Origin of the sequence: Streptomyces sp. NPDC059957, assembly GCF_042730015.1 — a bacterium.
GTDB lineage: Bacteria > Actinomycetota > Actinomycetes > Streptomycetales > Streptomycetaceae > Streptomyces.
Genome location: NZ_JBHWMB010000003.1, coordinates 14,308 through 27,133 on the forward strand (window position 1 = coordinate 14,308; position 12,826 = coordinate 27,133).

Consider the following 12,826-nt stretch of genomic DNA (forward strand, 5'->3'; position numbering starts at 1 on the left):
TTTTTTTCATTGGGGGTGCCGTATTCTGAGGCGAGGGAGGAAGCCGGCCCCGAGGGCTTGGGCGACTAGCCGGCTCGCGGTGTTCCCCCCCGGCAGGTCACGGGCATGTCCCGCGCCTCCTGCCGATCGGGCGCGGCCGGACACCGGCCGCGGCCCGGGCGGGCCTACGCGTACGCGGGCAGCGCGGGGAACACGACCAGCGAGCCGTCCTTGTCGCGGGCGATCTCGATCGCCATGTCGGTCGTGGGGCCGTTGACGACGACGCCGTCGCCCAGCCTGTGGAGCCCGTTCACCGCGCGCAGCAGGCGATCGACGTCACCGATGTGCATCACGGGCACCAAACCGGATGTGCGCGCCAGCTCCAGCGTCGACAGGCGCTCCAGGACCCCGGCGATGCCCGACTCCAGTGTGCCGAGGCGCTGCTGGTCGGCCTTGAGCGCGCGGGTGAAGTTCGCGAACACGTTGCCCGAGTCGTTCTGGGCGTGCTCGACGGCCTGCAGGATGATGACCCGCCGCTTCAACGCGATCGCCAGGGCGGCGAGTTCGAGGTGGGTGCGGAACTCGCCGCCCTGGTCGTCGACGCCGGGGAACGACTTGTTCAGCGTGCCGATCTGGACGGGCTCGCCTTCGGGCAGCTTGTCGAGTGCGCTCTGCCACTTGGCAAGGCGGCGGTCGGCGGCGGCCAGCGCCTTGCTGATGGCATGCACCGCCGAGTCCAGTCCCAGCGAGACCCCGAGGCTGCCCTGGTCGAGCAGGACGGCGGTGGCCTTCTCGATGGCATCGCGGCAGCCGTCGAGTTCATTGCGCTCGTCGGCGAGCTTCTGTTCGTGCAGTTCCTCCAGCAGTTCCGTGATCCGCTCGACGGCCTGCTGGCGCGCGTGGTCGGCATGCGCGCTCACCCCCACGGCTATGGCCAGGAGTACGAGCGGTGCGGCCAAGGTAAGCGCCGCGCCGCCGGCGGCCGCGACACCGGCCGTCGCACCCGCTCCACCGGCCGCGCTCGCTGTCGCCGCCTTGCCGACCGGCACGAACGTCGCCTGGGCGGTGATGCCCGTCGAGCTCACGAGCGCTCCGTGGATGCCGCCGGCCGCCGCCTTCGACGCCATCGGGCGGACGATGCCCTGACCGAGCTGGGAGACGACCTTCGCCGGAACCACCATGCGGTACAGGCCGTCGCCGGCAGCGGCCGCCCCGGCCGCCACGGAGGAGTCCCGCGCCGATTGCGTGATGAGCTTCGACAGGTGCTTCGCCAAGGGACTCGCGGCGTCGAGCGGGATACCCCGGCTGCGTTCGAGCCTGTCGGGCAGCGGATGCGCCTCGAGTGTGGCAATCGGCTCGTCGGCCAGGCCGGCCAGCACACTGCGCAGTTCGGCCAGGCGCGCAGCCGTCATCGGCTCGTCTCCGGCCAATGCGGGCACCCGGACGTCCCCGGTCGCCAGCGTCCACACCGGAATTACTGCCTTGCGGTCGTCGGTCATCTTCTCCCCTTGTATGCGGACAGCAGCCTACGGCCGACGTCCGACGAGAGCGGCATGAACCTGGTGCCCGGCGAGGGCGATACCCGGGGCAGCTCCGTGGTTCACCTCCGCAGCTCGCCGAGGTGGTCCGACAGGGTTCGGGACGGGGTCCAGCCCTGGGCGCGGGCCCGGGTCAGGTCCAGGACCACGGGGTGTGCCAGCTGGTCCACCGCGTAGCGGCTGAGGGCCGGTTCGCCGCAGGACAGGGATTCCGAGATCCTTGCCGCGGTCCGCGCCAGGGCCGGCGGGAGGTGCCGTACGCGGGCGCGGACGCCGTGGGCGCGCAGGACCTCGGCGACGGCCGCGTCGCGGCGGTACGGGAGGGCGTCGGCGATGTTGTACGCGCCCGCGGGCCAGGCGGGAGCCGCCAGGCAGGCCCCGGCCAGGTTCTCCACCGCCGTCAGGCTCAGCGGGACGTCCGGGCCCGGCAGGAACAGGGTCCCGGCACGGATCCGGGAGAGCAGCCGGGGCAGGAGCTGGGTGTCGCCGGGGCCGTACACGGCGCGCGGGCGCAGCACCACCGCGCCTGCGGCCAGCGCCAGGGCCTCGCCGGCCGCCTTCGTACGGCCGTAGGCGTTCAGGTGCCCCGTGCGCGGGTGGTCCTCGCGGACGAGCGTGCGGTCGGGGCGGGGGTCGTAGACGCTGGCACTGCTCACCCAGACCACCGGGCGGGCGCCCGCCGCGCGCAGCAGCCGTTCGGTGCCGGTCACGTTGACCGCGTGCATGACGGCCTCCGCGGGGGAGCCCGGCGCCGGATCGCCGACCGCCGCCGCGCAGTGCACGACGAGGTCCACGCCCGAGAGGTCCGGCTCCCCGAGGGACGCGTCCCAGAAGCGGTGTTCCCCGAGCGGTCCGGGCCTGCGGCCCACGCACACCACCCGCGCCCCGGCCGCCGCCGCGGCGCGGGCCACGTGCCCGCCGCAGAAGCCGCTCGCGCCCGTGACGGCGATCCGGACCCCGTCCGCGCTACGGGACCTCATGCCGCCGCCCGTACGACCAGCGAACGCCACCCGGGCAGAGCGGCCCGGCGGTCCACCCGGGCCCGGGTCACGACCGGCCGGTACGGAGCCAGCGCCGCCAGTACTCCGACCAGTTGCTCCCGCGCCAGCCGGGCTCCGGGGCAGGCGTGCGGCCCGGCGCCGAAGACCAGGCGGGCGACGCCGGGCTCGGCGGGGCTGCGCCCGTCGGGGTCCCGCAGGTGGGCCCCGGCCGCGTGCCGGGCCACCAGGAGCAATCGGTCCCCGGCCCGGACCGGGCAGCCCCCGACCGAGCCGCCGGCCGCGGCCACCCGGGGCAGGAGGGGGGAGGCCGCCGTCACGCGCAGGAGTTCATCCGCCAGGGCGGGGCACAGCGCCGGGTCCGCCGCCTGGTCCCACAGGCCCGCGTCGGCGCACCAGGCCACGGCCCGGGGCAGCGCCGCGACGGTGGTGTTGACGGCCGCGACCGCCAGCATCGCGGACCGGTCGCCCGCCCCCGGGCCCAGGAGCCCGCGGAGCCGTTCGGCGGTGCGGATCGCCGCGGCCTCGGCGCCGGGGCGGGGCGGGCCGGGGAGATGGCTGCGCACGGAGGCGGCCGCGGCCTCGGCGGCGGCCTCCGCGAGGGCGAGGGGGGAGGCGCCGTCCGAGGAGCCGGACCGCAGGAGCGCGCACACCACCGAGCCGGCCAGTTCCCGGGCCAGCGGGACCAGGTCCACCGTGCCCCCGAGCGGCAGCGGCGCGAGCCGCCGCAGGAGCAACGGGTGCCATACCGGCCGCAGTTCCCGGGTCCCGGCCGCGCCGAGCTGCTCGGCGAGCTCCCGCCGGGCGGTCCGGTGGCCGGAGCCCTCCTGGTCGAAGAGCACGCCCTCCACCCGGGCGGCCCGGGCCGCGCCGCCCGTGGTGCCGGGCGCGGTGCGGTCCAGCGGCAGCCGGGTCAGCGCCTCCCGGTAGGCCGCCGTGCCGTGGACGATCAGCGTGCCGCGGCCGAGCCGGCGCACGGGCCGCCCGCGGGTGGCGGCGAGCAGCGCGAACAGGAGCGGGTGGGCGCGCAGGTAGACCCGCCGGTCCCGGCGGCGCGCCTTCGCGCGGGCCGCGGCGCGGGCTTGCGGACGGGCATCCGCGGGGGCTGCCGTGAGGGCACCCGTGCGGGCCTCGGCGTGCGCCTTCGTACGGGCACCCGTGTGGGCCTCGGTGCGGGCATCCGCGCGGGCCTGGATGCCGATCTTCGGGTCGGTGGTCATCGGACGTGTGCCTCCGCGGTGTCGGCGGGCCGGTAGCGCCGGTCCCAGTACCAGAGCAGGGTGCGGCGGGGTCCCCAACTCCGCAGCCTGCGCAAGCTGTTCTGCACCACCAGGTGCTCCGCGCGCACGATCCGCCCGCTGTGCTCGCGGGCCCGGTTCAGCAGGGCCACGTCCTCGGAGCGTTCGTGCAGCGGCACCCGCAGGGCGCCGCCGCAGCGCAGGTAGAGGCCGGCGGTGATGCCCAGGTTGTGGCCGTGGCACAGGACGTACGGGGTGCGGTAGCGCGGGTGGCGGTGGGCCCGCCGGTAGCGGCCGTAGAGCGAGGTGAGCCGGATCAGCGCCGGCAGCAGCCGGGCTTCGAGGAGGGTGGGCCGCTCGTCGTGGCGCGGCACGCTGCGGCCGCACAGCATCTCGGCGCCCCGCCCGAACTCCGCCTTCGCGACGGCCGTCCAGTCCGGGGCGGGCAGGCAGTCGGCGTCGGTGCGCAGCAGGTGGGTGGCGCCGGCGGCGATGGCGTACCGGAAGCCCGTGTCGGCGGCGGTCCCGGCGCCGGGCCGCTCCTCCCGGGCCAGCTCGACGGGAAAGGGTGCCGAGCGCGCGAAGTCCCGTACGGCCTGGGCCGTCCGGTCGGTGGAGGCGTTGTCGACGACCGCGAGCGTGAAACCGGTGTCGTGCTGGGCGGCGAGCGCGGCCAGGGTGGCCCCGATGGCCGCCGCCTCGTTGTAGGCGGGGACGACCACCCACAGGTTCGGCTTCGTCAACTGCGCGCTCCTTCGGGTTGGTTGGCGGTGGCCGCCCAGGATGCGGCGCGGAGCAGCACCCGGGCGCACAGGCTGCCCCAGACGAGCAGTCCGATCAGCGGCCCGGCCCCGTGGTAGAGGTCGCCGTGCAGTTCGGCGGTGGCGGCGAGGTAGGGGCCCGCGGCGAGGGCGAGCAGTCGGCAGGCCAGCGCGGCCGCCAGCGCCGGACCCGCGACGGCGGCAGGCCGGGGCCTGCCGGGGGCCCGGCGCGGGGCGAGCCACAGGACGGCCGCGAACAGCGCCCACAGCGCCGGGACCGCGCAGCCCGGACCGCCCGCCGTCACCACGGCGGCGACGGCGGCGCCCGCGAGGCAGAGCACGGCCGCCCCCGCGATGTCCCGGGCCGCGTCGCGCACGGGGTTTCCGCTGCCCGCGTTCTGCCCGCACATGGCCCGGATGCCCGTACGCAGCGCCCGGGTCAGCCGCACCACCGACCAGCCGAGGGCGAGGACGAGCAGCGGCCGCCAGTGCGGGGCCGCGGTGGGCAGCCGTCCGGCCAGCGGAGCCGCGGCGGCGGGCAGCAGGGCCGCGGCCAGCCCGTCCACGGCCCGCCCGGCCCCGCCGGCACCCGCCCCGGCCCGGGCGGCCAGCGAGCCGAGCAGCAGCACGGCCGGGGCCGTGCCGACGAGCAGGGCGTACGTGAGCGAGCCCGCGAGCGCGTCGCCGTTGGCCCGGGTGTAGCGGCGGTGGGAGGCCATGACCCGCTCCCGGACGGCCCGCCACGGGGTGGCGGCGGCCATGGGGGAGCGGGGCCCCGCCCCGGGGCGGAGCCGGGCGGCCGAGGCCCGGGACCGGACGGCGCGGACACGGGCTCGCCACGCGCGTGCGGCCGTCACCGGGTGCGCTGCCGCCGCGCGCGGGTGACCTCGGCCGAGGTGGCGGTTCACGGTCGGGGCGCGCCGTTCCGTGCGGAGCCGGAGCCGGAGCCGGAGCCCGAGCCAGTGTCAGTGCCGTTTCTCGTGCCGGACGCGGAGCCCAGCCGGTGGGCCGCCAGGGCCGCCGTTGCCGCGCGGTCCGGTTTGCGGGAACGTCCCGACAGCGGGATCCGCGCGAACAGCAGGGCGTCGGGCGCGGCCGTGCCCATGCGGCGCAGCGGGCCCGCCAGCGCGGACCGCAGCGCGGGCCCGTCGGCGCCGTGGCAGGGCTGTACGACCGCCACGAGCCGCTCGTCGCCGTAGCCGTGCCGGTCGCCGGGGTCGGCGGGTATCCCGACGAGCAGCGCCAGTTCCACCCCGGGCACGTGCAGGGCCGGTTCGTACAGGCCCGGGTAGATGTTCTCGGCCCTGCGCAGCACCATGTCCTTGGCCCTGCCCTCCAGCACGATCCGGCCCGAGCCGTCCAGGCGTGCCCGGTCGCCCGTACGCACCCACGGATCGGGGTCCTCGCCGAGGTAGCGGCGGTGGGCCCCGGGACCGGTCAGCAGCAGTTGCCCGTCCGCGTCGCACTCGGCGCGCACACCGGGCAGCGGGGCGCCGACCAGGTCGCCGGGTCCCTCGTGGGCGGTCTTCTCCCGGGACTCCACCGCGGCGGCCGGGAACAACTCGGTGAGCGCGTACACCCCCCAGGCCTCATCGGCCCCCGACTCCCTTACACGTCCCAGCAGTTCCGCGCTCGCCGGAGCCGATCCGGTCCACACCCGGCCCCGGAATCGGGCCCCCGCGCGCAGTGCGTCCCGCAGCTGCGGCGGGGTGAGGTAGGTGTCCCGCGGTGCCAGCCGGGCCAGTTGGCGGGCCAGCACCCGTGGTGAACGCGCCGGGAGGGCCACGGCGGCGCCGCGCACGAGGGCGGGGACGAGCACGAAGAAGGTGCCGCCGAGCACGGGCTCGGCAGCCGCGGGGGAAGCCCAGGACTTCCCCGGAGCGGGGGAGGGCGCGGGGGAGAACAGCGCCGACACCGTCTCCATCCCGGCGGCCAGGCTCGCCCGCGTGTGCACCACCGCCCTGGGCCGCGAAGTGGTCCCGGAGGTGAACACGATGACCGCGTCGGCGTCCTGGTCACCGGTGAACCGCGGGGGAACGCCGAGCCGCCCCGCATGCCGGTCCAGTCCGGGCGCGCACCCCGGCAGCCGCCGCCCGACCGTGGCCACCGGCGCGCCCAGCCCGGCCAGGTCCGGCAGTTCCAGCCCGGCCGCCCGCCGGGCCAGCGGCCGCGCCCACCCGGCGACGGCCTGCGCGGCGGCGTCGGCCAGCACCAGCGCGGGCCGCGCCGAGGCCAGCCGGGCGCGGAGCACGTCGGGTCCGGCCCCCGGGTCGAGGACGGCCCCGCGCAGGCCGAGCCGCCACAGCGCGAGCAGGACGGCGAGCGCGCGCGGCCCGGGGCGTACGGCGACCCCGACGGTGTCCCCGGCGCGCAGTCCGCGCGCGTACAGCGCGGCGGCGAACGCGTCGGCCATTTCTACGAGTTGCCCGCGCGTGGCGGCGGTCCGGGTGGCTCCCGTACGGGTGGCGGTGAGGACCGCGGGCCGCTCGGGGTGGGCGCGCAGCGCGTGGTCGAGGCGGTCCAGCATCAGCGGGGGTCGTCCGTTCCGTGCGGGCCGCTGCCGCGGCCGAGGTACCAGCGGGCCGTGCCGGCGATCCCGTACGCCCGCAGCCGGCGCGTGGAGTTCTCCACGACCATCGTCCGGCAGCGCGTGATCCGGTCGGTGTGGCGGCGCACCGCGTTGAGGAAGAGCCGGTCGGTGGGGGAGGGGCGCCGGGGCATCCCGCCGACGGCCAGGTACAGCTCGGCGGTGATGGCCATGTTGTTCCCGGCGTGCATCCGGTACGGGGCGCGGTACCCGCGGCGCCGCGCGTGCTCGGGCCGCAGCCGGCCGAAGAGTCCGGCGAGCCGTACGAGCACCCCGAACCCGGCCCGGCCCAGCGGCCCGTGCTCGTCGCGGCGGGCCACGATCCGCCCGCACACCAGCCCGGGGCTGCGGACCAGCGCCGCCCGCGCCGCGCCCGTCCAGCCCGGGTGGGGCAGGCAGTCGGCGTCGGTGCGGGCGAGCAGGGTCGCGCCGCGCCCGATCGCGTACCGGAAGCCGGTGTCCACGGCGGAGCCGACGCCCTTCTCCGGCTCCTCGATGACCTCCACCGCGAAGGGGGCGCCCGCCGCGAACTCCCGCGCCACGGCGGCCGTCCGGTCGGCCGAGGCGTTGTCGACGACCAACAGGGTGAAATCCCGGTCCCGTTGACGGGCGAGCGCGGCGAGGGTCCCGGCGATCCGGGCCTCCTCCTCGTGCGCGGGCACCACCACCCACAGCCGCCCGGACGCGCTCACGACTTCTCCCAGACCATCGTCATGATGCTGATACCGCCGCCGAGCCCCACGAACAACACTCGGTCTCCAGAAGAGAGTTCGCCGAATATTCGGTCCAGCTGCACCCCGATCGTCGCGCTCGCGATGTTGCCGAGCTCGGGCACGGTCACCACCAGCTTCCCGGCCGGCACCCCGGTCAGCTCGGCGAACCGCTCCAGGTAGGGCACCGTCACCTGGTGCACCAGCACCTTCGAGAAGTCGTCCCAGCCCATGCCCGTACGGTGCAGGGTCCGGTCGATGACGGCGGTCCCCACCTTCTCGAAGACCCCGCGCAGTTCGTGGCCGTCGCCGCGGAAGTACGTGTACGCGTCCCCGCGCGGGTGGCGCGACCCGCCGCCCGGGATGCCCCCGACCTCCCAGTGCTCGGAGTGGGTCTCGGTGTCCACGTCGAGGATCCCGCCGCGCTCCACCGGCTCCACGATCACGGCGGCCCCCGCGTCGCCGAAGGTGTACCCGGCGAAGCCGGCGCGGAACTCGGCGAAGTCGGCGGGCGCCGTCCGCACGGCCCGGCTCGGGGTCTCGCCGGTGACCACCAGGGCCCGCCGGGCCCGGCCGGCGAGGATCATGGCGCGGGCGAGGTCGATGCCGTTGACGAAGCTGTTGCACGCGTTGGTGACGTCCAGGGCGTGTGCCTTCGTGCCGAGTTCGGCCTGCACGATGTGCGCGGTGGCGGGCTCGGCGACATCGCGGGAGGCGGAGGCGAAGAGCAGCAGGTCGATGTCGGCGGTCCCGAGCCCGGCGCTGTCCAGCACCCGGCGGGCCGCGCCCACCGCGAGCGTGGACGCGTACACCCCGTCGCCCGCGACCCGGCGGCTGCGGATCCCCGTGGCCTGGGTCAACAGCCTTGGCGGCAGCGCGAGTCCGGTCCGGTCGGCGATCTCGCGCTGGAGCCGGTCGGAGGTGAGGACGTCGCCGGGCAGGATGCCGGCGACGGCGGTGATCCCGGCGCGGAGCCGTGGGCGCGGTACGGGTGGGTGATTCGGCATGTCCTCACGATGACGCGCGGGCGGGCCCCGGTCCTGAGTACGGATGCTCATCCCGCCCGCCGGCGCCGTGAGTACCCGGGACCTCCGGCCCGCCGGACGGTGACCACGGCCGCGAAGGGATCGCGAAGGGATCGCGAAGAGATGGGGCGGGTGGGGCACGAACCGTCTGACGAGGTATTCCGTTCTCCAGGTGTACGGCCCACTGTCATGAAAGCAACGCCGACCGGTACCCCGGGACCGCTGTTCTTGGGGCGCCCCTCGACACCCCCCGCACCCGTCTCACCCGCAGAGGTCGTCCTCCATGACTGAATTCAACCGGCGCCGGTTCCTGCAGATCGCCGGTGGCGCCGCCGCCATGACGATGCTCAACGAGAGCATCGCGCGAGCCGCCGCCATCTCGGCCGAGGGAAGTACCGGCACGATCCAGGACATCGAGCACATCGTCGTCCTCATGCAGGAGAACCGTTCCTTCGACCACTACTTCGGTGCGATGAAGGGGGTCCGGGGCTTCGGAGACCCGAGGCCGGTCCTCCAGGACAACGGCAAGTCCGTCTTCCACCAGTCCAACGGCACGAAGGACATCCTGCCCTTCAACCCCCAGATCAACGACCTGGGCATGCAGTTCCTGACGGGCCTGAACCACGACTGGGCGGGCGGTCAGCAGGCCTACAACAAGGGCAAGTACGACAAGTGGGTCCCGGCCAAGACGGCCACGACCATGGCGTACATGACCCGGAACGACATCCCGTTCCACTACGCGCTCGCCGACGCCTTCACGGTGTGCGACGCCTACCACTGCTCCTTCATCGGCGCCACCGACCCCAACCGCTACTACATGTGGACGGGTTACACGGGCAACGACGGAGTGGGCGGCGGCCCGGTCCTCGGCAACCAGGAAGCCGGCTACGGCTGGAAGACCTACCCCGAGCGCCTGGAGACGGCCGGAGTCTCCTGGAAGGTCTACCAGGACATCGGCGACGGCCTGAACGCCGCCGGATCCTGGGGCTGGATCAACGACGCCTTCCGCGGCAACTACGGCGACAACTCGCTGCTCTACTTCAACACCTACCGCAACGCCCAGCCCGGCAGCCCCCTGTACGAGAAGGCCCGTACCGGCACCAACGTCAAGGCGGGCGGCGGCTACTTCGACAAGCTGCGCGCGGACGTGGTGAACGGCACCCTCCCGCAGGTCTCCTGGATAGCCGCCCCCGAGGCCTTCAGCGAGCACTCCAACTGGCCCACGAACTTCGGCGCCTGGTACATCTCGCAGGTCCTGGACTCGCTGACCGCGAACCCGGCCGTGTGGGCGAAGACGGCCCTGTTCATCACCTACGACGAGAACGACGGCTTCTTCGACCACGTCGTCCCGCCGTACCCGCCGGCCTCCTCCACCTGGGGCCTGTCCACGGCGAGCGTCACCGGCGACCTGTACACCGGCGGCGTCTCCGGCTACGCGGCCGGCCCGTACGGCCTCGGCCCCCGCGTCCCGATGATCGTGGTCTCCCCGTGGAGCAAGGGCGGCTACGTCTGCTCCGAGACCTTCGACCACACCTCGGTGATCCGCTTCATGGAGAAGCGCTTCGGCGTGCAGGAGCCCAACATCTCCCCGTGGCGCCGCGCGGTCTGCGGCGACCTGACCTCGGCCTTCGACTTCACGCAGGCCGACGCCGCGCCCGCCGCCCTGCCGTCCACGGCCGCGTACGTACCGCCGGACAAGAACCGCCACTCGTCCTACAACCCGACCCCGCCGGCCACGGGCACCCTGCCCAAGCAGGAAGCGGGCTCCAAGCCGACCCGCGCACTGGGCTACGCCCCGTACGTGGACGGCAAGGCCACGGTCTCCACGGGCAAGTTCACCCTGACCTTCTCCTCGGGTCCGACCCTCGGCGCCCACTTCCACAGCACCTCGGGCAACCGTACGGACGGCCCGTGGCCCTACACGGTCGAGGCGGGCAAGACCCTGTCGGACACCTGGAGCACGAGCGCCTCCACCGGCAACCAGATCAACCTCACGGTCTGGGGCCCGAACGGCTTCCTGCGCACCTGGAAGGGCCCGGCGAAGAAGGCCGGCCCCGAGGCCACGGCGCGCCACGACAAGGCCACCGGCAACCTGGTGCTGTCCCTGACCAACGGGGGTACGGCGGCCGTCAACCTGACCGTCACCAACGCCTACGGCGGCACGGCCCAGATCGTGCGCGTCGCGGCGGGCGGCACCGTCGCGCACACCGTGGCCCTGTCCGGCACGGCCCGCTGGTACGACGTCAGCGTCGTCTCCGACGCGGACGCCACCTTCCTGCGCCGCTTCGCCGGCCACGTGGAAACCGGCGCGGCCGGAGTCTCGGACCCGGCGATCAAGACCGTCTGACGCGGTCGTCCGGCGCACGCAGCAGCCGCCGTTCCAGGACCGGGAGGTCGCGGGGACGGTGGCTGCGGGCGTGCCGGAGCAACAGGTCCCGGGCGGTGTCCGGGACGCGGCGCCGCTTGGGGTGTCGGGTGGTGAACTCCTCGCTCGCGAAGAACTGCACGGCCACGTCGAGCCCGGCGCGGTCGGTCTCGCGGACCGCCCAGGCCAAATCCTCCGTGGAGGCCCCCACGAGCAGCCGCGGAGGGGCCAGCTCCGCCAAGAGCGAGGCCGCGTCGGTGGGATCCTCGCGCACGGCTCCCTGCCAGGAGAAGGCGGCGGCCAGCGAGACCCGGTCCGGGCGCGGCGGATCCTCGCCCCCGGCCATGGCCCCGGCGTAGCCGCGCAGCACCTCGGGCGCGGCGGCCACCCACCGGGCCCGGTGCCGGGCCGGGATGCCGTCCGGGGCGCCCGGGTCGAGCAGCCGGACGAGCGGCTCGGGCCGGACGGGCGGTACGTGCAGGATCGCTGGATCGTCCGTGGCGTCGAACGGGTCGGGTTCGGCTTCGTGCTCCAGGCACATGCAGACGAAAGAGTCCCGCGGGTCCGGTCCGGTCGGCCGCTCGGGGACGGGCTCGGGGGTCCAGACGGCGAGGAGTTCGGCGATCTCGGCCGGGTGCGTGATCTCGTAGCGCGCCGGATGGTACGGGTGACGGTCCGGGGATCGGGCGTCGCGGACCCGGATGCGCTCCACGGCGACGGAAGGTGTCGGCTTCACGGTGTGATGGTAGGCGTGGTGGGCAGAACGTACGGCGGCAATTCTTTCCGCCCCCGCCACCGAGGGAGAACGCATGGCCATCGCCCACCGCAGGATCGGTACCGGCCCCGTCCGCGTCATCGTGCTCCACGACTGGTTCGGCACGTCCGCCAACTGGGGCTCCGTACTGGACTACCTGGACCCGGGGGAGTTCTCGTACGCCTTCCTCGACTACCGCGGCTACGGCGACCGCAGGGACGTCCCCGGCCGCTACACCCTCCCCGAGATCGCCGACGACGTCCTCGCCCTCGCCGACGAGCTCGGCTGGGACACCTTCTCCCTCCTCGGCCACTCCATGGGCGGCAAGGCCGTGCAGCAGGTCCTGGTGCGCGCCCCCGAGCGCGTCGAGAAGCTGATCGGCATCAACCCGGTCCCCGCCGGCCCCTACGAGATGGACGACGCCACCCACGGGCTCTTCTACGGGGCCGCCGGCAGCGCGGAGAACCGCCGCGCCATCCTCGACATCGTCACCGGCCGCCGCGCGAGCCCGTACTGGCTGGACCGGATGGTCGCGCACTCGCTCGCCGTGTCCCGGCCGGAGGCCTTCGCCGGGTACCTCGCGAGCTGGCAGCCGCTCGACCTGTCCGCCGCCGTGAAGGGCAGCACCGTCCCGGTGCTGGTCCTCGTCGGCGAGTACGACCTCGCGCTCACCGCCGACTTCATGCGGGCCACCTGGCAGGTCTCGTACCCGAACTGCCGCATCCGGCTCCTGCCCGGCGCGGGCCACTACCCGCCGCACGAGAGCCCGGTGGCCTTCGCCACCGAGGTGGAGGCCTTCCTGCGCGGGTAGGCCGCCTCTTTGGGATCTTGCCTGGCCCGCCGGCCGGTCCGGGCGGAGTGTGCGAAGCCC

11 protein-coding genes are annotated in these 12,826 nt (G+C 74.9%); 2 read left to right on the forward strand and 9 right to left on the reverse strand.

The features are described from left to right. Window positions 1-164 precede the first annotated feature (164 nt). The 8 genes from ACFWBW_RS02825 to ACFWBW_RS02860 all read right to left on the reverse strand — a co-directional run bounded on the left by ACFWBW_RS02825 (window position 165) and on the right by ACFWBW_RS02860 (window position 8,818). A complete protein-coding gene (locus ACFWBW_RS02825; RefSeq protein ID WP_385367702.1) occupies window positions 165-1,478 on the reverse strand; it encodes a hypothetical protein in 1,314 nt (437 codons plus the stop codon). Window positions 1,479-1,579: 101 nt separating this feature from the next. Continuing rightward, on the reverse strand, window positions 1,580-2,497 hold the full coding sequence (locus ACFWBW_RS02830) for an NAD-dependent epimerase/dehydratase family protein (protein WP_385367703.1): 918 nt from the start codon (window positions 2,495-2,497) through the stop codon (window positions 1,580-1,582). Then, a complete protein-coding gene (locus tag ACFWBW_RS02835; RefSeq protein WP_385367704.1) occupies window positions 2,494-3,735 on the reverse strand; it encodes a cytochrome P450 in 1,242 nt (413 codons plus the stop codon). Before ACFWBW_RS02835 ends, ACFWBW_RS02830 begins: the two co-directional genes overlap by 4 nt. Beyond that, entirely contained in the window at window positions 3,732-4,496 is a 765-nt protein-coding gene (locus ACFWBW_RS02840; RefSeq protein WP_385367705.1) for a glycosyltransferase family 2 protein, read from the reverse strand. Before ACFWBW_RS02840 ends, ACFWBW_RS02835 begins: the two co-directional genes overlap by 4 nt. Then, complete coding sequence (locus ACFWBW_RS02845) at window positions 4,493-5,275, reverse strand: YhjD/YihY/BrkB family envelope integrity protein (RefSeq protein ID WP_385367706.1); 783 nt, start codon at window positions 5,273-5,275, stop codon at window positions 4,493-4,495. Before ACFWBW_RS02845 ends, ACFWBW_RS02840 begins: the two co-directional genes overlap by 4 nt. A gap of 143 nt (window positions 5,276-5,418) precedes the next feature. After that, a complete protein-coding gene (locus ACFWBW_RS02850; RefSeq protein WP_385367707.1) occupies window positions 5,419-7,041 on the reverse strand; it encodes an AMP-binding protein in 1,623 nt (540 codons plus the stop codon). After that, entirely contained in the window at window positions 7,041-7,793 is a 753-nt protein-coding gene (locus ACFWBW_RS02855) for a glycosyltransferase family 2 protein (RefSeq protein ID WP_385367708.1), read from the reverse strand. The genes ACFWBW_RS02850 and ACFWBW_RS02855 overlap by 1 nt, the downstream gene beginning before the upstream one ends. Continuing rightward, window positions 7,790-8,818, reverse strand: coding sequence for a 3-oxoacyl-ACP synthase III family protein (locus ACFWBW_RS02860; protein WP_385367710.1), 1,029 nt, complete (start codon window positions 8,816-8,818; stop codon window positions 7,790-7,792). The genes ACFWBW_RS02855 and ACFWBW_RS02860 overlap by 4 nt, the downstream gene beginning before the upstream one ends. A 301-nt stretch (window positions 8,819-9,119) precedes the next feature. Between ACFWBW_RS02860 and ACFWBW_RS02865 the strand changes: the two genes are divergently transcribed. Then, window positions 9,120-11,183 carry a phosphocholine-specific phospholipase C gene (locus ACFWBW_RS02865; protein WP_385367712.1) on the forward strand — a complete coding sequence of 688 codons (2,064 nt, stop codon included), beginning with the start codon at window positions 9,120-9,122 and terminating at the stop codon, window positions 11,181-11,183. On the opposite strand, the gene ACFWBW_RS02870 is transcribed toward ACFWBW_RS02865, so the two are convergent. Next, window positions 11,170-11,937: a hypothetical protein gene (locus tag ACFWBW_RS02870; RefSeq protein WP_385367714.1), complete on the reverse strand. Its 768-nt coding sequence runs from the start codon at window positions 11,935-11,937 to the stop codon at window positions 11,170-11,172. The two genes, ACFWBW_RS02865 and ACFWBW_RS02870, sit on opposite strands and share 14 nt — an antisense overlap. A gap of 73 nt (window positions 11,938-12,010) precedes the next feature. Here ACFWBW_RS02870 and ACFWBW_RS02875 point away from each other — a divergent pair, with 73 nt between their 5' ends. Next, window positions 12,011-12,766 carry an alpha/beta fold hydrolase gene (locus tag ACFWBW_RS02875; RefSeq protein ID WP_385367716.1) on the forward strand — a complete coding sequence of 252 codons (756 nt, stop codon included), beginning with the start codon at window positions 12,011-12,013 and terminating at the stop codon, window positions 12,764-12,766. Window positions 12,767-12,826 lie beyond the last annotated feature (60 nt).

Coding starts and splice junctions, on each gene's coding strand:
- ACFWBW_RS02825 (WP_385367702.1), bottom strand. CDS start 1,478: ATGACCGACGACCGCAAGGCAGTAATTCCGGTGTGGACGCTGGCGACC.
- ACFWBW_RS02830 (WP_385367703.1), bottom strand. CDS start 2,497: ATGAGGTCCCGTAGCGCGGACGGGGTCCGGATCGCCGTCACGGGCGCG.
- ACFWBW_RS02835 (WP_385367704.1), bottom strand. CDS start 3,735: ATGACCACCGACCCGAAGATCGGCATCCAGGCCCGCGCGGATGCCCGC.
- ACFWBW_RS02845 (WP_385367706.1), bottom strand. CDS start 5,275: ATGGCCGCCGCCACCCCGTGGCGGGCCGTCCGGGAGCGGGTCATGGCC.
- ACFWBW_RS02850 (WP_385367707.1), bottom strand. CDS start 7,041: ATGCTGGACCGCCTCGACCACGCGCTGCGCGCCCACCCCGAGCGGCCC.
- ACFWBW_RS02860 (WP_385367710.1), bottom strand. CDS start 8,818: ATGCCGAATCACCCACCCGTACCGCGCCCACGGCTCCGCGCCGGGATC.
- ACFWBW_RS02865 (WP_385367712.1), top strand. CDS start 9,120: ATGACTGAATTCAACCGGCGCCGGTTCCTGCAGATCGCCGGTGGCGCC.
- ACFWBW_RS02875 (WP_385367716.1), top strand. CDS start 12,011: ATGGCCATCGCCCACCGCAGGATCGGTACCGGCCCCGTCCGCGTCATC.